The following is a 26516-nucleotide window of genomic DNA, read 5'->3' on the forward strand; positions in this document are numbered from 1 at the left end:
ATCACATTATAATGACTGTTTTTTATACTAAATAAAAACCTATTATATCTTGTCGATTATTATCTGAGCGAAAAAAATTTAAACAATACCATTCCTGATCGCCCTTAATATTCCCACATTAAATATTCCCGGCGAATCGTTGGTTAAAAGAGAAATTAAGGATAACAGCTACCCAAATATCGCACTAATAGCGACATTAAATAAGGACGAATAATTATGTCACTGAAAAAGAGCATTATTTCTCAGAATAGCCGTAAAACTGGCGGTCATTCATCCGGCGGACTTTTATTTACTCTGACAGCAGGCAGCCTGCCGCCCCAAACTTTTGTTGTCACTGATTTCGCACTGACAGAAGGTTTTTCACAGCCTTTTCAACTTGATATTGGGTTGGCAAGTGCTAATCCCTCTATCGATTTTTCTACTGTGCTCGATCACACTGCCACACTCACGATTTTGCAGGGAGAAACCGAACAACGAAGCATCAGTGGTATGGTATCCAGCTTTGAACAAGGGAATACCGGACTACATCAAACCACCTACCAGATGACTATCCGTCCTGACTTGTGGCGTACAACACTACGCCAAAATTCACGCATCTTCCAACAGCGGGATATCGTTACCATTATCACCACTATTTTAAAGGAACACGGCATTCGTGACGTGGTATTTAGTTTGCGCCAGCCACACCCAGAACGTGAATTTTGTGTGCAATATCAGGAAAGTGACTTCACTTTCATCCAGCGTTTGACCGCAGAAGAAGGCATTTTTTATTTTTTTGAGTGTGGCAACGGGCGTAATACGCTGGTCTTTGCCGATGATGCTGGTTCAGTACCGTTGGGTATCGAACTTCCTTACCAACCCAGTGAACAAAGTCCTACAGGTGATGTTTCTGTTAGTCACATCACTAACCGCGCACAGGTCCGGCCGGCACAGGTACAACTTAAGGATTACACTTTTAAGAATCCGGCCTGGGCAGCAGAATTCAGCCAGCAAATGAAAGAGGACAATCTCCAAAAGCTCTATTACGAGCATTACGATTATCCCGGACGTTTCAAAGATGAACAACATGGTACTGCTTTTACCCGCTACCGGCTCGAAGCACTACGTAATGATGCGCTGACAGGACATGGCAACGGTTATGCCATCGCCATCCAACCGGGGCGGCTATTCACCCTGACCAACCATCCGCGTGAAGAGTGGAATCAACCGTGGCAGGTGATTTCCGCCAGCCATACGGGTTATCAACCACAAGCGTTAGAACAGGAAATCAGTGGCAGCGGTACGACACTAAACAGCCAATTTAGCTTTATTCGCCAAACCCAGACCTGGCGTCCTTCTCCATTGCCTAAACCGATCGTTGATGGGCCACAAATTGCCAAAGTCGTCGGCCCTGCCGGAGAAGAAATTTTTTGTGACCAATATGGTCGTGTTCGACTCCAGTTTCCGTGGGATCGCTATGGCCGCAGTGACGATCAAAGCTCTTGCTGGATACGGGTTACTCATCCGTGGGCGGGACAAGGCTGGGGAATGCTCGCTATTCCCCGTGTCGGCCAAGAGGTTGTAGTTGACTTCTTACATGGCGATCCAGATCAACCCATCGTTATCGGCAGAACCTATCACGCCAGCAACATTCCTCCCGGCGGCTTGCCGGGCAGCAAAACCCAAATGGCGTTTCGTTCCAAAACCCATAAGGGAGAAGGCTATAACCAAATGTTGTTTGAGGATGCGAAAGGCAGTGAACAACTCGCTCTTCATGCCCAGAAAGATATGAATACCACCGTTCTGAATGATATGAACACCACTGTCCTCAAAGACCGTACCACACAGGTGATGCACGACCACACCGAAAACATCGGCAACAATCAGGTGATATCCGTCCGTAAAGATCGCATCAAAGAAGTGACCGGCGAGGAGACCAGTACTATTCACGGTAATCGGCAAGTTACAGTGGAGAAAAAAAGTAAGCTCAGCGCCAAAGAAGACATTGCTATCCAGTCTGTCAACGGTGGCATCCAAATCAGCGTAGGCGGTGCCAGTATCACACTGGACAAAGAGGGCAATATCCATATTTCCGGCAGAAATATCATCATCAACGGCAAGGAACAGGTTCAACTGAACTAGCCGAGCCAATCAAAACACACGTGGAACACGATAGCTACATAGACCAAAAAAGAGTGATAAAGGAAGACACCCATGAATAAACAACCCTATCAAATGAATGAAGGAACCTTAACTATTCCATCTGACTGGCGTGATGAATCGATGCAGGTATTTGTCCTGCCGGATGACAGTGGCGTTAATTTGGTGATTAACCGTACACCCGTACCGATGGGTTCCGACCATACCGCCTACTACGCCCAAACATTAACTCAGTTTGAAACCCATCTCCCCGGTTATAAAGAGCACCAAAGGCTGGAGATGAAACTGAGCGGTGCACCCGCCTGGCGGCTGGACTACCAATGGCAAAGCCCGGAAGGTGAGATGCACCAGACTGTTGTGCTGCAAATATGGGGGAATTTGCTGTTGGCTTTTAACCTGACTTCTCCACAGCCGTTTGAGGAAGGGCAGCGTAACGCTCTGCTGGCAATCGTCAGTAGTTTTCAGGCGACATGACAGGAGGTCAGTTATGGGATTAATGGATGAAATTGTCCTTCGTACTGCAAGAGTGGGCGCAACTCATGCAAGCCAACAGCCCCAACCGGCAGCACGAGAGCCAGGCCCGGCGGCGGCACGTAAAGGAGACCCCATTCAGCATAAAAGTTTTTTAGGGGCACTTGCGGGGGCGGTTGTAGGTGCATTGCTCGGTGCAGCAGTATTTGGCGCGGCTGCACTTCTGATAGGTGCAACCGGGGGGCTGGCTACATTTGCAATTATGGCTGTCGGCACGATGTGGACTATGGCGCTAGGTGATGTGATAAGTAAAGCCAGCTCAGCGGTTACGGACGCCATTGATAGTTGTAACCCGCCAGCCGGTGTGATCGCCACGGGTTCACCTAATGTCTTTATCGAAGGCAAGCCCGCCGCGCGGGTGGAGTTAGACACAGCAGCTTGCAAAAATCATCCCGCGCCACGCATCGCTCAGGGCAGTGAAAGCGTCTTTATCAACGAAAAGCCCGCCGCGCGGATTAAGGATAAACTGGAGTGTGGCTCAACTATCAAAGGCGGTGCCAGCAAAGTCTTTATCGGCTCAGGTCAAGAAACCTATCTTGAGATACAGGAAGAGTTTTCAGCCTGGCAGCGGGCATTGCTCGTTGCCGTGGAGTTTCTCGTCCCGCCATCACGAGGAGCCGTAAAAGGCATTGCAAAACTAACTACCAAAGCAGGCCGGAAAGCTGCTATCAACGGAGCTAAAAAAGGTGCCGAAATGGCCGCTAAAAAAATCAAAAATGTCCCCGGAAAAATCAAAGAAATCGTCACACTCAAAACCATCAGTTGTGCCAAACACGCTTTCAAACATAATAAAGGCCTGAAGCGTTATACGGAAAGTGTCAAAAGATTCTTTACGGGAGACCCGATAGACGTTACCACCGGCGCTCTGTTTGATCAGCGTATCGATATCGAGTTAGGGCAGACGATACCACTGCAATTTATCCGTAGTTGGTCACCCGGTCATCGCGGATTGCTAGGGGAAAACTGGCTGGATAACTTCTCCGAATGTGTCCTTGTTACAGGGGATCGAATAGAAATTCTGACAACCGAAGGTGCCTCACTCTTTTTCGCCCTGCCAGCCAGTTACGATCACAGCATCAACCCTGAACACCCCAATTTCAGACTGAGCCGGTATAAGCAAGGCCTTATCCTGAGTGATCGCGACAGTTTAATCAGTAAATATTTTACCTTCCCCGCGACTGTCTTTCCTACAACGGTCTTCCCTACAACCACGGAGGCTGACCCAGACAAAGAGAGCACCCAACGTTTGTGGCTGACCGAATACCGCGACAATAACGATAACACCATCCAGTTTCATTACAGTGAACAGCAGCAACTGGTTAAGGTTACCCATAGCGATGGCCCAGAATTAGTGTTGCTATACCGCGCAAATGGATTACTGGAAGAGATCCGTCGTACCGATAATGGCCTGAATGAAATGCTGGCGCGTTACGGTTATCACGATAACGACTGGCTGGCTGATGCAGACAGTACACAAACCTATCACCTGTTTTATGAATACAACGAACAAGGCTTAATAAGCCAGTGGTCTGATCATGATCAAACTGCGGTGGATTACGTTTATGATGAGCAGGGGCGCTGTATTTATAGCGTCGGATCTGGGGGTTTCTATCCGGTTCATCTCTCCTATGAACCAGGCATCACCCATTCAACCACGCCACAAGGCCATACGACGACCTGGCATTACAATGATGAGCAACAAGTCACGCAGGTGGAAACACCATGCGGTAGTGTCACGCGCTATGAATACGATGAATGGGGAAATTTGCGCCGCCAGATTTTACCAAAAGGCGAAATTATTACCCTTGATTACCTCGCAGATACCGGATTAGTGACCGCTTTTACTAATGCCATCGGGGCAACATGGCGTTATCACTATGATGATGCCGATCGCCTTATCAGCATGACAGACCCACTCGGACGAGTTTGGTGGCAACAATTCGACAATAAAGGTAATCCTGAATGTTTTATCGCACCAGATGGGCATAAGACCACTCTGACCCGTAACGAGTTTGGCTTGATCACCGCCGTAGAAGACAGTGATGGCAATAAGCGCAGTTGGGAGTATGACCGTCATCAACGCCTGACTAAGTTGTTTGATGAAGAAAACCGCAGTCTGCAACTGGGTTATGACAGCCAGGATCGTCTGCGCCGAATGACGACTAGCGGTGGTGCCCTTTGGCGTTGGGATTATGATCGTCATCACCGCATTTCTTTAAGTGACCGACCCAATAACAGTATTGAGCGTTTCCGCCATGATCGTCACGGCAATCTGACCGAATGGACAGATGCTCATGGCGTAAAATGGCAGATTGAATACGGGCCATTTGATTTACCTCTCGCACGTGTGGATGGAGAAGGAAACCGCTGGCAGTACCGTTATGACTCTGACAGTCTGCAATTGTTGGAAGTGATCACGCCACAAGGGGAAAGCTACCGCTATACACTGGATGCAGACGGGCAGGTGATTACTGAAACCGACTATGCGGATACCCAATGGCATTACGCTTATGACCTTAACGGAAACTGCATTGAAAAGCGTGATGCACCAGGCAATATCACTCGCTACGAATACGATGCCGCACAACGACTGACAGCCGTACATACACCGGAAGGAACCACCAACTACAGCTATGACCTCATCGGACGTCTGCTGGAAATCACCGCGCCTGACACTACTCCTTTAACATTCGAATACGATGAGCAAGGCCGTATTATCCGGGAAACCCAACCACACGGGGAAATTCGCCGCGAATATCCTGATAACACCACAACAGAAAGGCAGCTTCATACACACGACGGCCGACTCTGGCAGGCAAAAACCGCTGTTAATAAGGTTGGAGAACTGAATTTACTGGCAATCAATGGTGATCATTCTCTGACCTTCGAGCGGGATAAGGATGGTAACGAATGGCATCGCCAGTCTGATAAGGGCTTTATCCTGCGTCAGGAGCACTCGTTAATGGGGCTGCTCACTTCCCAGCGTGCCGGACGTAATACTGAGTTTTTTGCCGCCCATGAAGTGGCGGATCTCCCGCAACCGACATTAGCAGGATTAGATCGTGAATATCGTTATGACGATGCACTTAATTTAGTAGCGGCGAATGATGAACGGCAGTGGCTACGTTATGTAGTCAATGGTAATGGACAAGTGACCTCAGTCAGTGATGGTGATCGGCTGCGGGAACATTATCAATATGACTCCTGCGGTTATCCATCCCGCCGTTTCGACGGCATCAATGACATTGACGGAGAACGGCTTTATCAAAAAGGACATCGATTGAGACACTTGGGTCAGCATCTATTTGAATATGACGATGCTGGCCGAATGACGGCGATGCAGTTATGGCAAGAAGGCCATCGCCCGCAGCTCACCAAATTCCGCTGGAACAGCCAAAATCAGTTAATTGGCGTACTAACACCGGGTGGTCAGCAATGGGACTATCGCTATGATGCCTTTGGGCGGCGTACTGAGAAAATTTGCCAGCAAGCCGGAATGCGCACAACATATTTGTGGGATGGCGATGTGCCGGCGGAAATCCGCGAGTATCGGCACAACCGCCTGCACTGCATCCGCCATCTGGTGTTCGACGGCTGGCAGTTACTGGCGCAGCAGGTTCAGTTTTTCACGCCTGATCCAGAAAACCGTGATGAATTGATTGCAGGTGAAATCCAGACTCACTATGCAGTCTGTGCCCCAACGGGGGAGCCACTGGCATTGTTTGATTCGCAAGGGCATCGAGTCTGGCGCCAACCTGTGCATTCTTTGTATGGAATGCGCCTTGGAGTAGCGGGAGAAAATTCACAATTTGATCCAGGACTAAAATTCGCCGGCCAGTGGCTGGATGAAGAGAGCGGGCTGGTCTACAATCGGTTCAGGTATTACTCGGCGGTAGCGGGATGTTATTTGACGCCGGATCCCATAGGATTAATAGGCGGATTAAATCTCTACCAATATGCACCAAATCCTCTTAAGCATATTGATCCATTAGGATTGAGTCGTCGTGGTAATGCTGCAACAAGAACTCATATGGAGAAGATTAGAGATCAAATATTGACTGAAAATCCTGGTATTCAGCATATGCAAGGCGGACGCGAAAAAAACTCTAACCCGGTTAGAGAATTAAGAGAAACGTATTTAAAACCCCTTTCTGGTAATACAGGTCGTAAGGGAGGATCATATACAGATATGACATTTGTGGATGCTAATCAGCGTACTATTTATGTTCAAACGGTAGACACGGGAAATATACAGGGAATGTCTCAACGTGAGTGGAATAATGCGGTGCGTATTACTCATCAAGATCCAAGCGCAATCGTGATTACTGTTCGTAAGGAAAATACACCTCCACCAGGGAGTCTTAGAATATCAGTACCGTGTCCGAAATGCGGGAAGCCTGTACAAGCGATGTTTCCTGGTCAGGTTACAATAAGGTAAATATGACATGTCTAATAAAACACCGGGAATAGAATTGTTTATGACCTCAACTGACGAGGAGCAATTTTCTATTGCCTTGAAAAATAAAATAGATTCAATAAAATTTATAGAGCAATATGTATGGGATGATAATACGTTGCCTATTTCTGATATATTAAAGTTTGGTGAAACAATAGATAAATCAAATTTTAGCATTATAAATACTAAAATTCTTAGTGTTGAAATGTATAAAAATCAGTATATTACACCACATCCATCAGGGATGGGTTATATTGGTGGGTGGGTTGGGAAAGGATTAATTCAGTTTTTACGCTCTAAGACAGCTAATTATGCAACTAACTGCTTAAGAAATGGAACTCTGTCTGCATCATACGACCCTATCCAGGATCCAGAAACCGATTTATTTGTAAAAACAGTCTGGAAAATATTTAAAAAAGGTGCACAAAAAGTTTATTTAATTGATCGAGAGACTGGTAAAGTAGCAAATAAATCAGAGACTAAATTTTTTGCTTGGCCAGATGCAGCAGAGAAGTACAACGGTAAAAATGAAAATTATCTGACTAATAACGCTTTTTCTTATTTTATTGCAAAGAAATAATTATGTTATTCGAGTATATCTGAGCCGAGATATAAATTATTTCGGCTTTTTATCATTATCCTGCCTGATAATCTCCCGCACTCTCAATTTAATATCACTGAGCTGGTCTTGCTGGCGCTGGTACTGTTGCTTGATGTTGCGAGTGTCGTCGCTGTCAGGGATCAGCACCAAGCAGCCGTCCATAATCTTGACTGTCAGCGTGCAACCTTTATCGAACTCTGCCGCCTTAAGCCACTGGCCTTTAAGGTGGATTGCAGGTGGGGCACTGATCTTGTTATTTTGCGGCACGTATCTCATCTGTGGTAGTTCCCCCAATCACCTATTAACATACCACCACTCTGGGTATATGATACCTTTACTTAATAAACAAACTGTACTGTATCAGTCATTACACCGAGCTCATCTTAACAACCACCAATTTCGGCAATACCAAAAAGTCGCAACAAATTGTCTTATAAAGTTATTAATTGAATCATTAATCAATAAACCAGCCAGAGAACCAACCATGACCCCAAGAACCAAAGCAGAACAAAAAATACTCGCAGGAACCCCTGTCTCTGCCGTTGTCTATATTTGGTATCCCTGCCACAGTTTTGTTGCAGGGCATGCCTCTGTTTATATCGGTGGAATGCCAAAATGCCCCTGGCCAATTGGGGTTACGGAACCCTCAACACCGACCAATTCCACACCAGCAAGCCCCTTACCTCCAAATGAAAGGAGACGTTCAGCTTCTTCCATTTTTTCAAGACATGAAAGAAGCCCTTCAACATCCATACAGCATCCACCATCTCCAACAGATAATAATTATGTCAGTTTCTATTCTGACCCCGACATGCCTCGAGGAGGTTTATCATTTGCAGGAACCTTCGGTAAAATTCAGACAGATTTTATCTTACAACCCCATCTGGAATATTTGCTTATCAACTTAGATATTGAAAAAATGCAGAAAAAAAAGGATGAAATCTATATTGGAAAAACATATGGCAACTATCATGTGAGCCATAGTTATAGTACTTTCAGTAAAAATTGCGCCACAATAGTTGCCAGAATATTAAAAGCAGGTGGTGTGGAAAGTTTATTAAACCCAATTCAGAGAATAGGATATGGAAAAAACATTTATTGGACTCCGAAAGACATTGCACAACTATGTAATGAGTTGAGAAATAACGATCTTGCGGTCAAAATACGAGGACTGGATTGCCCTGATAAATCTGAATTACCAATTAGAACGATGATGGGATTCAGATAATTTGATGATGTAAATGTGTAAACTTCACTTACCAGCTTAGAACATTTTTATATCCTATCTGACGTCCAAATTATTTATGTAATAAACACATCACCAGGCTAAATGCAGGATATTATTTTAAAAACAAACACTGATATAGCATATAAAACCAACAATACAGGCGGAAAGTTTTTCTTTCTTATTTACGCCATTAATTTCTTGTAAATTACTTAACCCAGTGACACATTGTATGGCTCTATGGGCTAACATCTAACAAGCTCTTCTCATTTTTTCTGAACACTCTCTGAACATTCAAGGATATTATGAACAAACCACAGACAGCCAAAGGTATCCTGTATGCCTTAGGTGCCTACCTGATTTGGGGGTTAGCTCCTATCTACTTCAAAAGCATACAATATGTTCCCCCCGATGAAATCGTATCGCACCGTGTTATATGGTCTGTATTTTTTATGGTGCTGATGTTAACAGTAACTCGTCACTGGCGTCAGGCCTGGGTCGTTGTCCGTCAACCCAAGATCTTGCTACTGTTAGGTTTTACTGCCTTCACAATTACCAGTAACTGGCTGACTTATATCTGGGCCGTCAATAATAACCATCTCATTGAAGCAAGTCTGGGGTATTTCATTAACCCTTTAGTGAGTGTGTTACTTGGTATGCTATTCCTCGGTGAGCGGTTCCGGCGTATGCAGTGGGTTGCCGTGGCTTTAGCCTTTACAGGCGTACTCATTCAAGTCGTGCAGTTTGGCTCTGTACCTGTGATTGGCCTGTACTTAGCGACAACATTTGCCGTCTACAGTTTGATCCGCAAAAAGCTAGGGGTGGATGCACAAACAGGCATGTTAATTGAGACAGTCTGGGTATTTCCTGTCGCGCTGAGTTACCTGCTGTTCTTCACCGACAGCCCGACCAGCAATATGTTGGATAATACCTATTCCTTGAATCTGATGCTGATTGCCGCCGGTATTATTACGACGGTGCCACTGTTGCTTTTTACCGCAGCGGCGGCACATCTACGTTTGTCCACGCTAGGATTCTTTCAGTATCTTGGTCCAACCATAATGTTCTTGTTAGCAACACTGGTTTATGGTGAGAAGATTGGGCCAGATCGTTTGATCACTTTTGGTTTTATCTGGGCTGCATTGATTCTATTTACGCTGGATGCGCTTTATACGCAACGTCGTTTGCGGAAGTAGTCCATTATCTTCAATCATTTTAGAACTGACCCAATACCTTATCGAAAATTCGGGTCAGTTTTTTGATTAATTTATCCACAATTTTATTGATATATTTCAGTCCAATCTTCTAATGGCAATCCAATTACACGCGAAAATTCACGGGTATTATTTGTGACTAATATAGCTCCCACAGACAGGGCGTGCCCTGCAATGGCGGTATCATTATGTCCGATTGATGTGCCCGCAGAAGTCAAAGCAACTTTTACTTTTGTTGTTGCGTCCACCGCAGATTTATCCCACGGTAAGATCCCATCCAAACGTTTACAAAATTCGTCCACTAATACACCATGTTTCGGAGAAGCTTTTTTCCCAATTGCCCCGAAACGTATTTCCGAATAAGTAATAGCAGATACCACAATTGGATAGTTATTCATTACACATTTCTGTAATTGGTTTATCACCGCAATAGGCTGCTCACGCATAATGAATGAACAAATGTTAGTATCCAACATGTAAAGCTTTTTCATAACGTAAAACGTCCTTCCTCAATAATATCCGGTCGTTCAGATAGAAAATCTTCGTCCGCCTTATCCTCTGATAAAAATGAATGCCAGCTAGGTTTTACTGGGCGTAATATAATGGTCTCTCCTTCTCGGATAATCTCCAATTCATTAACGCCCTCAAAATCCAGATCTTTAGGTAAACGGATAGCACGATTATTACCATTTTTAAAAACAGCCACAGTTCTCATATGAGATCTCCTACACTGGAAAACATATGCATAGCATATGTTAACAATCAAAGCAGGTCAATATACGAACAAATGCGAGTACGAGAATATACTTTTTCAGGTTGTAGTATAACGAGAGACAGCCCCCAGAAATATAGCTGACTATGTAACTGGAGGGTCTTTAGAAATAGCCAGCAAAGCGGCTATAAAGCATGGAGATCGGAATGATTACAGCCAGTTTTTTCGCTTAAAGTAAAGGTAAGGTGCCAATCCTGCGGCAATCATCAACCCAATGGCCGCAGGGTAGCCGAATGTCCAATTCAGCTCCGGCATAAATTTGAAGTTCATTCCATAGCTGGAAGCCACCAGCGTTGGCGGCAGAAATACCACGGAAACAACGGAGAAGATTTTGATAATCCGGCTCTGTTCGATGTTGATAAAACCCATCGCCGCCTGCATCAGGAAGTTAACTTTCTGGAATAAGGATTCGTTATGTGGCAACAAGGATTCGATATCCCGCAGGATCTCACGTGCCTGTTCTAACTGGTTGGCAGGCAAACGGGCACGGCGCACAAGAAAGTTCAGGGCGCGCTGGCTATCCATTAAACAAAGGCGCACTTTCCAGCCAATATCTTCCTGCTCAGCAAGATTCGATAGAGCGGAATCGAATTCATCCCCTTGTTTACCGTTCATAATCACCCGGCTCAGGGATTCCAGTACGCTATAGATATTTTCAATCACATCTGCCAACTGTTCGATCTTGGTTTCGAACAAATCCATCAGCAGCTCATAGGCATTTCCGTCAACCATCGTCTGGTTACGGGCGCGCATTCGGTATAATCGAAATGCAGGGAGTTCACGCTCTCGCAGTGTGTAGAGACGACCGTCACGAATGGTAAAAGCGACTGTCGAGTTGCCAGCATGGTCTTCAGCGTCTTCAAAATAGAAGAATGAGTGGACGTGCATACCGTCTTCATCTTCAAAAAAACGGGCCGAAGCCTCGATATCATCCAATTCAGTGCGGGTCGCCAGAGCTTGTCCTAATTCGTTCTGGACTCGGAGCCGATCATTATCTCCCAGTCCAACCAAATCTACCCACATAGAGTCGGATAACTTATCACCTTCTTCAAGTTCGAGACGGAGCAGGCGATTATTCTCTAATTTAAATGCGTTCAGCATGTACCATAAGTCTCCTTATACTCCCTACGTTTATCGTAAGGCGCGAATGTTACGCTTAGAAGAAAAAGCCTGTCAACATTCGACCGGATTATTATTGGCCGGTTTCAAGCCTGGCATAAGCAGCCACCAGCCACTTGATGCCTTCACCCTGAAACGCGATTTGCAAACGGCAATGTTCCCCACTGCCTTCAATATTGATAATTGTCCCCTCACCAAATTTAGGATGGCGGACACGTTGTCCCAGGGCATAACCGCTATCATTAGTGCTGATCGGTGTTCCCAGTCGTTTATGATTCACCGGACGGGACACTGTTGCCCGCAGACGCACCTCAGTGACACATTCTTCCGGTAACTCCCCGATAAAACGAGACGGGCGATGATACACTTCTTTCCCATACAGGCGACGACTTTCGGCATAGGTCAGGGTCAGTTTTTCCATCGCCCTTGTCACCCCCACATAAGCCAGCCGGCGCTCTTCTTCCAAACGCCCCCCTTCCTCAATGGACATTTGGCTTGGGAACATCCCCTCTTCCATACCGACAATAAAAACTTGCGGGAATTCCAACCCTTTCGCCGCATGCAGAGTCATCAACTGGGCAGAATCCTGATAGGCATCGGCCTGCCCTTCACCCGCTTCAAGCGCAGCATGAGATAAGAAAGCCTGCAATGGCATCAAATCTTCGTCTTCATCCTGATAGCTGAATTGGCGGGTCGCCGTGACTAATTCCTCAAGGTTTTCGATACGCGCCTGCGCTTTTTCGCCTTTTTCCTGCTGATACATCGCCCACAAGCCAGAATCACGGATAATCCGATCCGTCTGTATATGGAGTGGCATCTCTTGTGTTTCAGTTTCTAGTGCATCAATTAACTCAATAAAACGCTGTAAGGCAGATGCGGCCCGCCCTGCCAGCACTTTTTCCTGGATCAGCATCAGACTGCTTTCCCACAGTGTTTTCTGTTGATCTCGCGCCATCTGACGCACAACATCTAATGTTCTGTCTCCAATTCCCCGCGTAGGTGTATTGACCACGCGTTCAAAGGCAGAATCATCATTACGGTTTGCGACCAGACGCAGATAAGATAAAGCGTCTTTGATTTCCTGACGTTCAAAGAAGCGTTGGCCGCCATAAATACGGTAAGGTATGGAAGCCTGCAACAAGGCTTCTTCCAATACGCGGGACTGGGCATTACTGCGGTACAGGATCGCACACTCTTTTAATGCTCCGCCATTGTCCAGCCAATGCTTGATGCGGCTAACAACATAACGTGCTTCATCCAATTCATTAAAAGCAGAGTAAAGTGAGATCGGTTCTCCTTCGCTGCCTTCTGTCCATAAGTTTTTGCCCAACCGGTCATTGTTATGAGCAATCAGGGCATTAGCTGCCTTAAGGATATTGCTGGTGGAACGGTAATTCTGTTCCAGACGAATCGTCTTCGCAGCCGGGAAATCTTTGAGGAAACGCTGAATGTTTTCTACTTGCGCTCCCCGCCAACCGTAAATAGATTGATCATCGTCCCCGACAATCATCACCTTACCGGAATCGCCGGCTAACAAGCGGATCCAAGCATATTGAATGCTGTTGGTATCCTGAAACTCATCTACCAAAATATTAGTAAAACGATCACGATAATGTTGCAATATTTGCGGTTTGTTCAACCACAGTTCATGAGCACGCAACAATAACTCAGCAAAATCCACCAATCCGGCACGATCACAAGCTTCCTGATAGGCCTGATAAATTCTCAGCCATGTTGCTTCCACCGGATTGCCGTAACTTTCAATATGCTGAGGGCGTAATCCTTCATCTTTTTTGCCGTTGATGTACCACATACCCTGACGTGCAGGCCACTGTTTGTCATCCAGATTCATCGCCTTGACGATACGTTTAATCAGACGGTGCTGATCTTCACTGTCCAGGATCTGGAAATCCTGCGGTAAGTTGGCATCAAGATGATGGGCACGCAGTAAACGATGAGCCAGACTATGAAATGTTCCAATCCACATGCCCCCCTGACTAGTACCAATCAGATTTTCAATGCGGTGGCGCATCTCTGCTGCTGCTTTATTGGTAAATGTTACTGCCATAACAGAGAAAGGTGAGGCATGTTCAACTGACAGTAACCAGGCGATACGGTGCACCAATACGCGAGTCTTACCGCTGCCAGCACCTGCCAGTACCAGCATATTGGTACGGGGTACAGCAACAGCTTCACGTTGTTTATCATTCAAGCTTTCGAGCAGATAAGAGACGTCCATAATTACCATCAGTTGTTAACAATGACTTTTGTCACTGTTTTTTTATACAGAATTACAGTTTGAAATTATATCAGTGCGATCAAAGAATCCAAGTCAGAAATCTCAATATGTGGAACCCGCCGCCCTTCAGGCTCTTGCATCAGATTTTTATTTTCAACATTCATCCAACAAGCCTGCATACCGCTGCAAAGGGCTCCTTCGACATCGGTCTTCAAATTATCACCAACATGCAGAATTTGATTTGCTGGCAGCCCCAATTGTTTAGCCGCCAGATGATACATGTCTGGACATGGCTTGGAACGTCCATCCACTCCTGCTTTGAGAACAAATTTAAAATAACGGGCAAGACCACATTCAGCAGGTTCAACATTCCCATTGGTGATCGCCACCAGCGGCATCTTTTCTGCCAGCACCGATAAAGTGTTATGTGTCGATTCTGGTATGGTGATCTGATTACGCCAATAGGTGAAACAAGACATAATCTCATCCGCGCCACGTATGGCTGCCTCACGGTTAAAACCGTGGTAGCTGAACATCAGTTCTGCGGAATGCCGTCGCCATGCTGTCAGATCATGGTAAATTTCTGGTTCCATCTCAAGAACAGCCTGACGGTATACATGCAGATCTTCGCTGTCAAAATGACTGAATTTGGCATCGTACTGCCTGATAAAACACAATACTTCTTTTTCGGTTTTATCGATGACTGGATGATTATCGTAAAGTGTATCATCCAGATCGAATGTCATCGCAGCAAATGGCGCGAGAGGCCGATAAAAACGCATTATGATTTCCCTCTTTTTGCTCTAGGGTGAGCCACATCATAAACTTTGGATAAGTGTTGAAAATCCAGATGGGTGTAGACCTGGGTAGACGATAAACTTGTATGGCCTAACAATTCTTGCACAGCCCGGAGATCACCACTGGATTCCAGAATATGTGTAGCAAACGAATGGCGCAGTTTATGGGGATGAATATGATTGTTTATCCCCTGCCGAATCCCCCACTGCTCAAATCGTTTTTGTACATTGCGGGTTGAGATCCGTTTCCCGCTTCGGGTGGAAATGAAAACAGCATTACCTTCCGGTTCAAATAGTTCCCGCATTTCCAGCCAACGTTGCAGCCATTGCAATGCAATTCTCCCGACCGGAACTTTACGTTCTTTACTGCCTTTACCCTGCACCCAAATGTCACCATTTTTCAAATCCAGATGCTGGCAATCCAGGCCAACCAGCTCAGATAGGCGTAAGCCCACACCATACATGACTTCCATCATTGTTCTGTCACGCACAGACAGAGGATCATTCAGGTTAATATTGAGTAGTTGGTTAGCTTCGTCCACATCTATGTTTTTGGGTAAATGGTGCTTTTTGCGTGGTGTACTGACAATTTTAGCAGGATTAGCTTCTATTTTTTCCTGTGTCACCATCCAATCCAGAAAACTACGCAAGGAAGAAAGACGCAGTGCAAGGCTGGCAGACTGTAACCCAACCCGACGGCTACGGGTAGCGAACATTCTGACTTTAGTCGCATCAAGCGATTGCCACTCTGTTACCCCCATTTCCAGTGACATTTCTGCCAATACCGTGAGATGACGACGATAATTGGTTATTGTCATCAGACTTAGACGACGCTCAACTCGCAGATGGTGCAAAAAGGCTTCTACTGGCTCAAGGAGTAAATCGATTGGCTGGTTCATACTCGTTTAATCCAACGGGACAATAACCTTGGCAGCAGTTTCACTAACTGATCTAACAGGTCAGTTCCCATTCCTTCGTGATAGTGTCGTTTATCATGGCTATTGAAGATCACCATGCCCAACTCTCCTTGTCCTCCTAAAAGAGACACAGCCACTGAGCCGACATGACGAGCCTGAGGCATCAACAATAAAATTTCCGGGCCGTGTAACATACCAAGATAATGGTTATTGTCACCGAATCGTTGGATCCGAATTGGCTCAAAAGCATTGCGGGATATCGCTAAATCCGGCGCATTCAATGGGGCACCAAGAAACCACTTGTCAGAAAACAACCGGATATAACAGTTGCTCAGACCCAGTGTTTTTGACCATGAGCTTAAACGGGAAAGAAAATCCTGCAAACTTTCGACAGCAGAAAGTTCAGTAAGCAATTGCAACAAGCGATTAAACAATATTTCATTTTGTTTTGCCTGTTCCACCAGATGTATCAAGTCTTCTTCCAGGTAGCGGATTCGTTTTCTTTGACGGTTCATATGCCATTCCATCAGAGAAACACACTCACGTACTGGATGAGGAACCTCTATCCTATCGACCGCATTAGCATTGCGGATAAAAAAATTGGGGTTATTCAGCAGATAATCCACCACGATCTGATCATCCAATTCATTTTCGGTGTGCAATGGTTTGTTTTCTTTACCCATTTTCCAATGCCCCATATTTCAAAAATAACTCCTGCCACACGGAATCAATGACACATGAATCAATTACACCTGAATTGTGCCGTCATAAACATGAGTTGCCGGCCCGGTCATATAAAGTGGCTGCCTTGGCCCATCCCAACGAATATTCAGGGAACCGCCTGGCAAATCAACGCGAACCTGCTTATCTAATAGATTTTGCTGGATACCAACAGCAACAGCGGCACAAGCGCCACTACCACATGCCCGCGTTTCTCCGGCACCTCGCTCAAAGACACGCAATCGGATATGGCTACGATTCACGACCTGCATAAAGCCAATATTCGCTCTCTCAGGAAAACGTTCATGGCGTTCTAAAATGGGGCCAAGCACCTCAACCTCTGCGGTGTCCACATTCTCAACCTGAATAACACAGTGAGGATTCCCCATTGAGACAACACCACAGAGCACCGTACGATCCATGACCCTGATAATATAAGTTTTTTCTGCTTTGTTAGCGCGGAAAGGGACGGACTGTGGTTCAAAGACCGGCTCGCCCATATTGACACAGACCTGATCATCGTATGTCACGCTCAGCGTCATATGACCAGACCGTGTACTAACCTTAATCTCACGTTTATTCGTCAACCCTCTTAAACGGACAAAACGAGCAAAACAACGAGCCCCATTACCACATTGAGAAACTTCACTGCCATCCGCATTAAAAATACGATAGTGAAAGTCTAGGTCAGGATCATAGGGCGCTTCAACAACCAGCAGTTGATCAAACCCTACACCAGTATGTCTATTTGATAACCGGCAGATTAATTCCGGCGAAAAATAAACATTCTGGGTCACTGCATCAACGACCATAAAATCATTGCCAAGACCATGCATTTTGGAGAATTGCATATACTACTCCAAGTGAAATTCCATCACCTGCTTACGCTTATCAAGCATCCGCCGAGGTATTGTTTTTAATGATATCGTTTTTAGAGAGGTTATTTTGAGAAAAATTTCCCGTCGGCTGCGCCTTATTCAATGAAGTTTGAGGTGCAACAGACTCTGCTGGCGGGAAATAAAGAGGGCCTTTCAAGCCACAGCCCGCAATAGAGAGTAGTGTTATGATAGCAAGTGACCAACGGAATTGTTTGTTCATCATGATTAATGCCTGTGATTCATACGCCAATACTCTCTATAATCGCAGTTAGGCCCTGAAAAGCAAATAGGAAATAAATATGAACGATAGCGAATTTCATCAATTAGCTGATCAATTGATGCTTTATCTTGAAGAACAACTGGATAACTATGAAGGTGATGCCGATATTGACTGTGAAACCAATGGTGGCGTAATGACACTTAGCTTTGAGAATGGCAGCAAAATCATTATCAATCGCCAGGAGCCTTTTCACCAAATCTGGCTGGCAACTAAAAATGGGGGTTATCATTTCGATTACCGGGATAACAAGTGGGTTTGCGACCGTAGCGGTAACGATTTTCTTTCCATGCTGGCACAAGCAATTACAGAACAGAGTGACGAGCCATTTCAGTTTTAGTGAAGTTTTTATCCCCCTTACTTAAACAACTGACATCTTGTGCCGTATCCAAAATACGGCACTTTTACTGACTACAGCTACTGACTACAGCGATGACCTAACTATGACCCATTCTCAATAGTGGTACAAAGAATGAAACGGGTCGCTATTTGCCCTGAACGCCTCATCCAGTTCCAGATCAATAATATTCCTTGTCTCATTATCTAACGGCGATTTACCATCCATAAATGGCGCTACATGAGTACGTTCGCCTTTCTTAACGATTTGATAGAACTGTGGCAAATTAAAATTGATAAAACTGGAGCCATAGGTAAAACGGTCATGCGATGAAGAATAAAAACGGCTGACATCACGCACCAATTCTTCTTTACTTCCTTCACAATGGAAATAAATTTCTACCCGGTTTGATTCATCCAGAATATAGATATTGAACCCTTGGTTACCTTCAATATCTTCAAAGAAAAACTGAATGATCCCTTCACAGGCAAATCCATCAATGACAGGGGGCAGATGTTTTTCTTTAGTATCAATTTTAACTGGCAGACCATGTAGCTTGGTATTTGAAATTGCACCATAGAATTCCACCGCATTTTCCAGTTTTTGCACTGAAACGTTGAGCCGTTCAAAAAATAGCCCCCAGGTTTGACCAGAAATGCGCAATGCTTTGAAGCGGTTAGGATCCTGCCGGTTACTGGAGAGACGCAACCCGATACACTCTGAAACCAATTGCTGGATGCGGGTGCGAATCAATCCACACAAATGCTTGCTATAACAAAAAACTTCAACACTCGCTGGCGGTGCTGCATCTCTGTGCATTTTTCCCAGTATTGTTTTCAATGCTTCCAGCATGGATTGTTCACCGCTGAAATGCAGTGTCCTCACTTCATTCCATGAATTACGGTAAAGCAAGTCGATACTATCCACCAGACATTGCTGCGATTCACCGAAACTGAACACATCTAAATTTCTGAAATCAAAATGTACAATTTGATCGGAAAAATTTATGGTTGGATCAGTTTCCAAATTCACAATAATTGCCAGATGGCGGATTTCACAAGGGCTGTATAATGCCTTTGGTGTTGGAGCGGGCAAGCGGATAGGGAAATGAGTAGAAATATCACTCACCAAATCGCGTAGCTTCTTTTTGTCAGTTTGAGATTCTCCATGATGAATATGAATACGGGTTTTTTCCGCCAGCAACCCGTTGAAATATGTCCATGCCACCAATTTATTCAAATAACGATTATACTCCAGCGGTTGATGACCAATGATGGATTCTATTGCGGGCGCTCGATTATAAAGATACCAGCCACTACGATTTGCCCGCCCTGGTGGAACATAAATAAATGTCAAATCTTGTTCTGACAAATCCAGCGAAATTTGCGGGTTTACCAACGTGATTTTGCCGGGCAGGGCCTCAAATGCAGCATACAATTTACGGGTCAATACACCAATGTCTTGTGGACTCGCACTCACACTTAAATTGTTACGCCGGGCAAAACGGATAAGATTGCGATAACTCTGCATCATGGTATCCAGCAGTTCATTATGAGCTGCACGTACCTGCTCGATTTTCCATGAGTTACGGTTATTCAACATGGCCAGTTTATCGCTATTCCAGCCCCATTCCTGCGCTAACTGAGAGATAATCTGCTGTCGCCATCCTGAATACCCTTTATCATCACCGCTTTCCTGAATTTTTTCGCAAACCTTCAGGTAAAAACAGCGGCGCGCCAAATCCAAACGCGTCGTGTCATTAGTATCAGTAAGGTATCGGGTAACACGATCAAGCATCATGCTGTAAGCATCAAGGCCAAAAGAAACAATCGAGCCATCATGGAAATGCTGTTTCATCTCCATTGCCAGCAACTTGCCATTCGGGTATTCCCACGAATAGGCTTCCAGCAACAGGCTCTTCAATACGGACTTATAAGGAGAATCTACACTCTTATAAAGTTGCCACAGGCTGGCACCAAAATATTCTTCTGCTGACAACTCACCTAAGCCGCCCAGATCCAACCACTCATTCGGGGTTAAAACACCCTGTGCATATAAAGAAAGCACATATTCATCGTAATTTACCTCCTCTTCCACAGGAACCATCGCCCACAACAGGCGTTTACCCGCCATGCAGACCGCAGTGCGATAAAATTCATCCAGCAGAAGGATATGCTGAGTTGAGCCACAATCTTCGCCATTCAGGCTGCCGCAGGTGTTATGGCGAAAGCGATTCTCATCAATCAAAAAGAAGGTTACTTCAATACCCAGTGAAGCAGCCCATTGTTCTATTAAAATACATTTCTGTTCCAGTAGCGCTTTTTCACCACTATCCAGCCAGGATTGATGACAAACCCAAATATCTAAATCAGAAAAATAGCTCTGTCCGATAGAAGAAGTACTGCCCATCGAGTAAATACCCGTAATTGGCAGTTCACCATTAAAGGAGGGGGAGAAAACACCAGTAAACTGGTATTCCAGATCATTAATCCAAAATTGCTGAGTTTCATCAGGTACAAAAAAACAGACACCATGAGGAACGTCATCTTTGATATAACCCGGCATCATTGGATGATGATAGTGTAATAATACTGGAATTAAATTATAAACCTGCTTAAATGCGGCGCTCATTGAGTTAGTCGCACGCTCTAACCTAAGCTGATTAATTGCATCCAGTCGCTGCTTCAGCGTTTCAATATAAAGATACAAGAGTTTCGCCTGCTTCAGTTTCAGTGCTTACAATCGCCAGTTTCCGCTAACGCTCAGCCACCGTTAACGTCTGATACTCGTTAACAGGTCGTGTTACAAGACTATTTTTTAGAATTTTTTTACAAACTTATTATCGGAAACGTGATCAATTTAACACCTTGCAGTCAAGGCGTAAAGTCCGCAATATCATCTTTTCACCTTCCATACAACACCTAAACATCAATTAACTCATTGTAAAGTATTAAGTTACTCACAAATTTGATACTAAAATATGTTTTTTTGAAATAGGTATTATAGCTGACCATTTTCTGTATCGTTGCTGTAAGGTATTGTAAACGCCGAATTTTGCATAACTGTTTCATTAATATTACTTTTAATTGATAAATATCTTTCTCTTTTTTCGAAAAAGATAAATTTCAAATAGCAATTTGATTTTAATTCAATCTATTTGTTTATTTACTCCATTTAATTAAAACATTATTTTAATGTTTAAAATTATTTTTATATTTTCGAGCTGTATATTTATATACTATTCTGGTTTTTTCTTAACTGGAAAAAAAATTATTGAAGTGTTAAAACTGAGCCATTTTTACTGTTCTATTTTTTCACTCTTTGGAGATAAAAATCTCCAATTGCCGTTAATTAATACAATTATCCAAGATAATTACCCATGACAATGAAAACCATTCGCATTGCGACTCGCCAAAGCCCTTTAGCTATGTGGCAAGCTCGATACGTTCAAAAGCAACTAGAACATTTCCATCCTGAATTGAAAGTTGTATTAGTTCCAATGATCACTCGCGGTGATGTCATCCTTGATACGCCACTCGCCAAGGTTGGCGGTAAAGGGTTATTTGTGAAAGAGCTAGAGTTAGCGATGCTTGAAAATCGGGCAGACATCGCTGTTCACTCCATGAAAGATGTCCCTGTCGAATTTCCTGAGGGTTTGGGATTGGTCACAATCTGTGAAAGGGAAGATCCACGAGATGCTTTTGTTTCAGTAGAATACGCCTCGATTGATGAACTGCCCGCTGGCAGTATTGTTGGAACATCCAGCTTACGCCGCCAGTGCCAGCTTCGCCATCTGCGTCCTGATCTTGTGATCCGCGACTTACGTGGCAATGTCGGCACCCGTTTGAGCAAACTCGATAATGATGATTATGACGCCATTATCCTTGCAACTGCGGGCCTGAAAAGACTAGGGTTGGAAGAGCGTATCCGAATGCCGTTGGCACCGGAATTGCTGCTTCCTGCTGTCGGTCAAGGCGCTGTTGGTATTGAATGTCGCCTGAATGATATGCAGACTCGTGAGCTGCTTGCTCCCTTAAATCATCAAAGAACAGAGATTTGTGTCCTCGCTGAACGTGCCATGAACACCCGCCTTGAAGGGGGATGTCAGGTTCCCATTGGTAGCTATGCCATTTGGCAGGACAGTAACATCTGGTTACGTGCCCTTGTTGGCGCACCTGATGGCAGTACCATTATTCGTGGCGAAAGACTTATTCGTAGTGAAGAGGCCCGCCAGGCGGGTGTGTCATTGGCAGAAGAGTTATTAGAGAAAGGTGCACGCCAGATCCTGTCTGACGTATATCAAAGGAACCCACCTGCATGAGCATCTTAGTCACCCGTCCTGCCCCCGCAGGAGAAGCGTTGGTCAATCAGTTAAGATCTATCGGTAAAACAGCATTCAGTGCGCCACTTATTGCAATTTACCCTGGTACTGAGCTGCCCTTACTGACACAAAAACTGCGACAGCTATCAGCGGGTGATTTCGTTTTTCTGCTATCCAAAAATGCCGTGCATTATGCCAACGAACAGCTTGTACAAGAAGGCCTCTCATGGCCTGACAAGCTATCCTATTATGGTATCGGCAAATCGACGTCCTTGCTCTTTCATCAACAAACGGGAAAAAACATTCTCTGGTCAGAGCAAGGAGAAACAAGTGAAGATCTCCTGCAACTCCCTGCTTTACAAAAAATGGAGAATAAAAAGATTTTATTACTTCGCGGCAATGGTGGCCGAGAGGTGATTGCTTCAACCTTAAAGATGCGGGGAGGAGCAATTGATTACTGTGAATGTTATTCACGTCAGCCAGTCAAATATCGTACAACTGAGTTCAATCATCATTGGCAACAATGTGGTATAAGAACCATCGTTGTTACAAGTGGCGAAATGTTGCAACTGTTATATAACTTAGTTACTGAAGGTGATGACAGTGAAGATGGTAGCACTGAGAGTAGTGGTAATGGCAAAGCGTGGTTATTAGGTTGCCGGCTGATTGTGGTCAGTGAACGCCTCGCCAATATTGCCCGAACACTGGGCTGGCAAGAAATAAAAGTCACTAAGAGTGCAGATAATGACGCCTTAATGCAGGCGCTGGAATAAACCAATATGGGATGTCCATTATGACGGAACAAAAGAAATCCACTGATGCGGTTGAGACAACACTCCCTCAGAAGCCTAAAAAGGCTCCTCGTAAATCCAGAAGTGACGGGTGGGTGGGCAGTACACTCTCAATTGCTATTACGCTGGCAGTAGGTGCGGGTGGAATTTATCTTTTTTATCATGGTAAACAACAGAATGCAGCATTAGAAGCCGAAAACCTCGCGCTACAACAGCAAGTGGCTTCTTTCGTGCAACAACAGTCTGCGGATAAACAAGATGCAGATGACAAAATTGAAGCAATGAAAAATGCCCTGGAGCAAGCCAATACGCAAAGACAGCAATTAGACAGCCGCATGGCAGAACTTCAGGATCGAATGTCCGCAATTACAAATTCTGATATCGAAAACTGGCGGTTGGCACAGGCAAATTTTCTCGTAAAAATGGCAAGCCGCAAGATATGGAGTGATCAGGATATTGCTACCGCGATCGCTCTGCTAAAAGATGCAGACAGCAGCCTTACAGAAATGAATGATCCTAGTTTATTGCATGCCCGCTCAACGATTATGCAAGATATCGACATGCTATCCAAAATCAATCAGGTAGATATAGATGGCATTATTCTAACCTTGAATCAGCTATCAAATCAGGTAGATAACTTGCCGCTGGTTGATAGTGTGGAACAAGGGAAACCGATGGATGGAGACGATAAAGGGATTAGTGCTTCACTCTCTGATTGGCGAGAAAATCTGAGCAAAAGCTGGCACAGCTTTATGGATAATTTCATTACCATCAAACCTCGTGATGGCTCTAAAGAGCCACTGTTGGCACCAAAACAGGAAATCTATCTACGGGAAAATATCCGCTCCAAGCTGTTGATAGCAGCCCAGGCAGCTCCTCGCCGACAAATTGATACTTATAAGGAATCACTAAAATCTGTTTCAACCTGGGTAAGAGCTTATTTTGATACATCTATGCCAGATACGGTAACTTTCCTGAATGAGGTAGATAAACTGGAAAAACGACCACTTTCCATTGATATACCGGAACAATTAAATAGCCAGACTGTGCTAGCAGATTTAATGCGCAAGCGTATTTATAACTTGCCACACCAGCCGCTTTATCAGCCCCAAGTTCAACCAGAAATTCAGCCTCAGCCGAAATCTGAAGAAGGCTCTAATCAGGCTGAAACATCCACTAAGGAGGGCTGAACATGCTAAAAATATTATTGCTGTTCATCGTCCTTATCATAGGTGTTGTGCTTGGCCCTTTGTTATCCGGGCATCAGGGATATGTTCTTATTCAGACAGACAATTACGATATCACTACCAGCGTTACTGGTTTGGTGATTATGTTCCTCTTACTGCAATTCCTGCTGATTCTCATTGGTTGGTGTTACCGCAGATTAAAACGTACCGGTACTTTTACTCATAGCTGGATCTTTGGTGGATATAAGCGCAACCGGGCTCGGTTACAGACTAAGCAAGCTTTGCTTAAGCTGGCTGAAGGAGATTTTAAACAGGTAGAACACTTATTGACCCGCAATGTTGATCATGCAGAAAACCCTGTCGTTAACTATCTGCTTGCTGCGGAAGCTGCCCAACAACGTGGCGATTATTTTCGTACCCATCAATATATCGAGCGTGCCGCAGAAATGGCTGATAAAGATCAACTCCCTGTCGATATTACCCGTGTGCGTATCCAATTAGCGCAGGGAGAAATTCATGCAGCCCGTAACGGTGTGGATAAATTACTCAATCAAGCCCCACGACATACTGAAGTGTTGCGGCTGGCTGAGCAGGCATATACACGTTCAGGTGCTTACCAATCCCTGATTGATATTTTACCTTCGATAACAAAAATTAGTCTGCATGATGAAGAATATGTGGCTCAATTGCGTCAGCAAGCTTATATCGGCTTGATGAATCAAATCATGGCAGAAAAAGGCAGTGCTGGACTGAAAGTATGGTGGAAAGATCAAAGTCGCAAAGTTCGCAATGACATTGCATTACAGGTTGCCATGGCTGAACACCTGATTGAATGTAATGATCATGAAACTGCACAACAGCTTATTCTCAATGGATTAAAACAGCAATACGATGAACGGCTGTTACTGTTACTCCCTCACTTAAAGGCAGATAATGCTGAGGCTGTGCAAAAATCGCTTTCACATTTGTTGAAACAACATGGTGCAACACCTTTACTTAACAGTACGTTGGGGCAAGTGGCATTGCGTCATGGGGAATGGGCAAAAGCAGAAACCGCCTTTAAGGCAGCTCTTGCACAACGTCCTGATGCTCATGATTACGCCTGGCTTGCCGATGCACTGGACAAATTACACAAACGTGAAGAAGCCGCTCAAATACGCACTAAAGGCTTTATGCTGACACTGAAACGTGAAAGTGATACAGAAGAATAAATCTTTTCCTTTAAATTAAAAATAGCCATGGTTAACAATAATTCTTAATCTGAATTGTTAACCATGGTAAAAATGTCGATACACATGTACATATACATATAAAGATAAAAAAACACCTGTCAAATAAGACAGGTGTATAAATACAATCAGGTCTACAGACGATATAGTGCCTCACTCAACGTTGTGTCCGGTTTGTGATGAAAAGACCATACGCTTACTCATCTATAACGTGGACCATAGGCACTGGCAATTAGCTCTACATCATCCTGAGGTTTATGAAGCTACGCTGTCATAAGGAGTCGGATGAGTATCTACAAATTTAATAAAGCACTTTTCATGCCAATTTTCTTATACCTCGCGAATCTCCTAACCTACTATCAAGATACAACAATAATCATAAGAAAATTTCTTCCAGATTATATGGCCGGAATATGAGACTGATATGTCACCTTTTCATAAAACATGCTAAATACCGTCTCTTATTTGAGACGTCCATTCCAGAAGTTAGATATAGGTAAATTCAATCAATTAGTTAAATGTCTCTAATTGGAGACACAAGAGGGTATGGTTTGTCGTTGAAATACAACACTGAACATCGAATAACTTTAAAAACAAAAAGTTAATATAATTGTAAACATATAGAAACAATTAATTTCAAAATAATTAATTATAAGAAAGGGAAGAAATGGCAAGAAAAAAGAGAAGATTTTCTGTTGAATACAACGAGAAAAGCCCTGTTTTTTACAGGGCTATTTCTTCATAATCTGGTCGGCGAGAGAGGATT

General features: G+C 44.4%; 22 protein-coding genes. 11 read left to right on the top strand and 11 right to left on the bottom strand.

Annotated elements, in window-relative coordinates; all coding sequences use genetic code 11:
* Nucleotides 1-216 precede the first annotated feature (216 nt).
* The 4 genes from AAC147_RS17505 to AAC147_RS17520 all read left to right on the top strand — a co-directional run bounded on the left by AAC147_RS17505 (nucleotide 217) and on the right by AAC147_RS17520 (nucleotide 7706).
* Nucleotides 217-2121, top strand: coding sequence for a type VI secretion system Vgr family protein (locus AAC147_RS17505; protein ID WP_047683246.1), 1905 nt, complete (start codon nucleotides 217-219; stop codon nucleotides 2119-2121).
* Between the two features lie 72 nt (nucleotides 2122-2193).
* A complete protein-coding gene (locus AAC147_RS17510) occupies nucleotides 2194-2613 on the top strand; it encodes a DUF1795 domain-containing protein (RefSeq protein ID WP_047683248.1) in 420 nt (139 codons plus the stop codon).
* 13 nt (nucleotides 2614-2626) lie between these two features.
* Nucleotides 2627-7108, top strand: coding sequence for an RHS repeat-associated core domain-containing protein (locus tag AAC147_RS17515; protein ID WP_081989074.1), 4482 nt, complete (start codon nucleotides 2627-2629; stop codon nucleotides 7106-7108).
* Between the two features lie 7 nt (nucleotides 7109-7115).
* Nucleotides 7116-7706, top strand: coding sequence for a hypothetical protein (locus AAC147_RS17520; RefSeq protein WP_047683250.1), 591 nt, complete (start codon nucleotides 7116-7118; stop codon nucleotides 7704-7706).
* Between the two features lie 36 nt (nucleotides 7707-7742).
* Here AAC147_RS17520 and AAC147_RS17525 read toward each other — a convergent pair whose 3' ends face one another.
* On the bottom strand, nucleotides 7743-8003 hold the full coding sequence (locus AAC147_RS17525; protein ID WP_047683252.1) for a SymE family type I addiction module toxin: 261 nt from the start codon (nucleotides 8001-8003) through the stop codon (nucleotides 7743-7745).
* On the opposite strand from AAC147_RS17525, the gene AAC147_RS17530 reads away from it, so the two are divergent.
* Both AAC147_RS17530 and rarD read left to right on the top strand, forming a co-directional pair.
* A complete protein-coding gene (locus AAC147_RS17530) occupies nucleotides 7978-8955 on the top strand; it encodes a hypothetical protein (RefSeq protein ID WP_156115381.1) in 978 nt (325 codons plus the stop codon). The genes AAC147_RS17525 and AAC147_RS17530 overlap by 26 nt on opposite strands.
* A gap of 302 nt (nucleotides 8956-9257) precedes the next feature.
* Nucleotides 9258-10148: an EamA family transporter RarD gene (gene rarD / locus AAC147_RS17535; protein WP_047683256.1), complete on the top strand. Its 891-nt coding sequence runs from the start codon at nucleotides 9258-9260 to the stop codon at nucleotides 10146-10148.
* Between the two features lie 83 nt (nucleotides 10149-10231).
* On the opposite strand, the gene AAC147_RS17540 is transcribed toward rarD, so the two are convergent.
* The 9 genes from AAC147_RS17540 to lptM all read right to left on the bottom strand — a co-directional run bounded on the left by AAC147_RS17540 (nucleotide 10232) and on the right by lptM (nucleotide 17831).
* Nucleotides 10232-10657 carry a type II toxin-antitoxin system VapC family toxin gene (locus AAC147_RS17540; RefSeq protein ID WP_047683257.1) on the bottom strand — a complete coding sequence of 142 codons (426 nt, stop codon included), beginning with the start codon at nucleotides 10655-10657 and terminating at the stop codon, nucleotides 10232-10234.
* Complete coding sequence (vapB, locus tag AAC147_RS17545; RefSeq protein WP_047683259.1) at nucleotides 10654-10881, bottom strand: type II toxin-antitoxin system VapB family antitoxin; 228 nt, start codon at nucleotides 10879-10881, stop codon at nucleotides 10654-10656. The genes AAC147_RS17540 and vapB overlap by 4 nt, the downstream gene beginning before the upstream one ends.
* 207 nt (nucleotides 10882-11088) lie before the next feature.
* Nucleotides 11089-12039, bottom strand: a complete 951-nt coding sequence (gene corA, locus AAC147_RS17550; protein WP_047683261.1) for a magnesium/cobalt transporter CorA — start codon at nucleotides 12037-12039, stop codon at nucleotides 11089-11091.
* 91 nt (nucleotides 12040-12130) lie between these two features.
* Nucleotides 12131-14296, bottom strand: coding sequence for a DNA helicase II (gene uvrD, locus AAC147_RS17555; protein ID WP_047683263.1), 2166 nt, complete (start codon nucleotides 14294-14296; stop codon nucleotides 12131-12133).
* A gap of 65 nt (nucleotides 14297-14361) precedes the next feature.
* Nucleotides 14362-15078 carry a 5-amino-6-(5-phospho-D-ribitylamino)uracil phosphatase YigB gene (gene yigB / locus AAC147_RS17560; protein ID WP_047683265.1) on the bottom strand — a complete coding sequence of 239 codons (717 nt, stop codon included), beginning with the start codon at nucleotides 15076-15078 and terminating at the stop codon, nucleotides 14362-14364.
* Nucleotides 15078-15992 carry a tyrosine recombinase XerC gene (xerC, locus tag AAC147_RS17565; RefSeq protein ID WP_047683267.1) on the bottom strand — a complete coding sequence of 305 codons (915 nt, stop codon included), beginning with the start codon at nucleotides 15990-15992 and terminating at the stop codon, nucleotides 15078-15080. The genes yigB and xerC overlap by 1 nt, the downstream gene beginning before the upstream one ends.
* Nucleotides 15989-16693 carry a DUF484 domain-containing protein gene (locus tag AAC147_RS17570; RefSeq protein WP_047683293.1) on the bottom strand — a complete coding sequence of 235 codons (705 nt, stop codon included), beginning with the start codon at nucleotides 16691-16693 and terminating at the stop codon, nucleotides 15989-15991. Before AAC147_RS17570 ends, xerC begins: the two co-directional genes overlap by 4 nt.
* A 63-nt stretch (nucleotides 16694-16756) precedes the next feature.
* A complete protein-coding gene (gene dapF / locus AAC147_RS17575) occupies nucleotides 16757-17581 on the bottom strand; it encodes a diaminopimelate epimerase (RefSeq protein ID WP_047683269.1) in 825 nt (274 codons plus the stop codon).
* A 40-nt stretch (nucleotides 17582-17621) separates the two neighbouring features.
* A complete protein-coding gene (gene lptM, locus AAC147_RS17580) occupies nucleotides 17622-17831 on the bottom strand; it encodes an LPS translocon maturation chaperone LptM (RefSeq protein WP_072032533.1) in 210 nt (69 codons plus the stop codon).
* 76 nt (nucleotides 17832-17907) lie between these two features.
* On the opposite strand from lptM, the gene cyaY reads away from it, so the two are divergent.
* Entirely contained in the window at nucleotides 17908-18225 is a 318-nt protein-coding gene (gene cyaY / locus AAC147_RS17585) for an iron donor protein CyaY (RefSeq protein ID WP_047683271.1), read from the top strand.
* Nucleotides 18226-18339: 114 nt separating this feature from the next.
* Here the strand turns inward: cyaY and AAC147_RS17590 are convergent, their stop codons facing one another.
* A complete protein-coding gene (locus AAC147_RS17590) occupies nucleotides 18340-20931 on the bottom strand; it encodes a class I adenylate cyclase (RefSeq protein ID WP_047683273.1) in 2592 nt (863 codons plus the stop codon).
* A gap of 670 nt (nucleotides 20932-21601) precedes the next feature.
* Here AAC147_RS17590 and hemC point away from each other — a divergent pair.
* The 4 genes from hemC to hemY are packed head-to-tail and all read left to right on the top strand — an operon-like array spanning nucleotide 21602 to nucleotide 25732.
* Nucleotides 21602-22543 (top strand): hydroxymethylbilane synthase, encoded by a 942-nt coding sequence (gene hemC / locus AAC147_RS17595; protein WP_047683275.1) that lies wholly within the window; start codon nucleotides 21602-21604, stop codon nucleotides 22541-22543.
* Nucleotides 22540-23316 carry a uroporphyrinogen-III synthase gene (gene hemD / locus AAC147_RS17600; protein ID WP_047683277.1) on the top strand — a complete coding sequence of 259 codons (777 nt, stop codon included), beginning with the start codon at nucleotides 22540-22542 and terminating at the stop codon, nucleotides 23314-23316. Before hemC ends, hemD begins: the two co-directional genes overlap by 4 nt.
* A 20-nt stretch (nucleotides 23317-23336) precedes the next feature.
* Nucleotides 23337-24524 (top strand): uroporphyrinogen-III C-methyltransferase, encoded by a 1188-nt coding sequence (gene hemX, locus AAC147_RS17605; protein ID WP_047683279.1) that lies wholly within the window; start codon nucleotides 23337-23339, stop codon nucleotides 24522-24524.
* Between the two features lie 2 nt (nucleotides 24525-24526).
* Complete coding sequence (hemY, locus tag AAC147_RS17610; RefSeq protein WP_047683282.1) at nucleotides 24527-25732, top strand: protoheme IX biogenesis protein HemY; 1206 nt, start codon at nucleotides 24527-24529, stop codon at nucleotides 25730-25732.
* Nucleotides 25733-26516 lie beyond the last annotated feature (784 nt).

Origin of the sequence: Xenorhabdus sp. NBAII XenSa04, assembly GCF_963866145.1 — a bacterium.
Classification (GTDB): Bacteria; Pseudomonadota; Gammaproteobacteria; order Enterobacterales; family Enterobacteriaceae; genus Xenorhabdus; species Xenorhabdus indica.

Bases quoted from the DNA above. Each gene is read 5' to 3' on its own strand.
- AAC147_RS17515 (WP_081989074.1), top strand. From the start codon at position 2,627: ATGGGATTAATGGATGAAATTGTCCTTCGTACTGCAAGAGTGGGCGCA.
- vapB (WP_047683259.1), bottom strand. From the start codon at position 10,881: ATGAGAACTGTGGCTGTTTTTAAAAATGGTAATAATCGTGCTATCCGT.
- AAC147_RS17505 (WP_047683246.1), top strand. From the start codon at position 217: ATGTCACTGAAAAAGAGCATTATTTCTCAGAATAGCCGTAAAACTGGC.
- AAC147_RS17570 (WP_047683293.1), bottom strand. From the start codon at position 16,693: ATGGGTAAAGAAAACAAACCATTGCACACCGAAAATGAATTGGATGAT.
- hemC (WP_047683275.1), top strand. From the start codon at position 21,602: ATGACAATGAAAACCATTCGCATTGCGACTCGCCAAAGCCCTTTAGCT.
- AAC147_RS17510 (WP_047683248.1), top strand. From the start codon at position 2,194: ATGAATAAACAACCCTATCAAATGAATGAAGGAACCTTAACTATTCCA.
- AAC147_RS17540 (WP_047683257.1), bottom strand. From the start codon at position 10,657: ATGAAAAAGCTTTACATGTTGGATACTAACATTTGTTCATTCATTATG.
- cyaY (WP_047683271.1), top strand. From the start codon at position 17,908: ATGAACGATAGCGAATTTCATCAATTAGCTGATCAATTGATGCTTTAT.
- uvrD (WP_047683263.1), bottom strand. From the start codon at position 14,296: ATGGACGTCTCTTATCTGCTCGAAAGCTTGAATGATAAACAACGTGAA.
- AAC147_RS17525 (WP_047683252.1), bottom strand. From the start codon at position 8,003: ATGAGATACGTGCCGCAAAATAACAAGATCAGTGCCCCACCTGCAATC.
- xerC (WP_047683267.1), bottom strand. From the start codon at position 15,992: ATGAACCAGCCAATCGATTTACTCCTTGAGCCAGTAGAAGCCTTTTTG.
- dapF (WP_047683269.1), bottom strand. From the start codon at position 17,581: ATGCAATTCTCCAAAATGCATGGTCTTGGCAATGATTTTATGGTCGTT.
- lptM (WP_072032533.1), bottom strand. From the start codon at position 17,831: ATGATGAACAAACAATTCCGTTGGTCACTTGCTATCATAACACTACTC.
- hemY (WP_047683282.1), top strand. From the start codon at position 24,527: ATGCTAAAAATATTATTGCTGTTCATCGTCCTTATCATAGGTGTTGTG.
- hemD (WP_047683277.1), top strand. From the start codon at position 22,540: ATGAGCATCTTAGTCACCCGTCCTGCCCCCGCAGGAGAAGCGTTGGTC.
- hemX (WP_047683279.1), top strand. From the start codon at position 23,337: ATGACGGAACAAAAGAAATCCACTGATGCGGTTGAGACAACACTCCCT.
- corA (WP_047683261.1), bottom strand. From the start codon at position 12,039: ATGCTGAACGCATTTAAATTAGAGAATAATCGCCTGCTCCGTCTCGAA.
- rarD (WP_047683256.1), top strand. From the start codon at position 9,258: ATGAACAAACCACAGACAGCCAAAGGTATCCTGTATGCCTTAGGTGCC.
- yigB (WP_047683265.1), bottom strand. From the start codon at position 15,078: ATGCGTTTTTATCGGCCTCTCGCGCCATTTGCTGCGATGACATTCGAT.
- AAC147_RS17520 (WP_047683250.1), top strand. From the start codon at position 7,116: ATGTCTAATAAAACACCGGGAATAGAATTGTTTATGACCTCAACTGAC.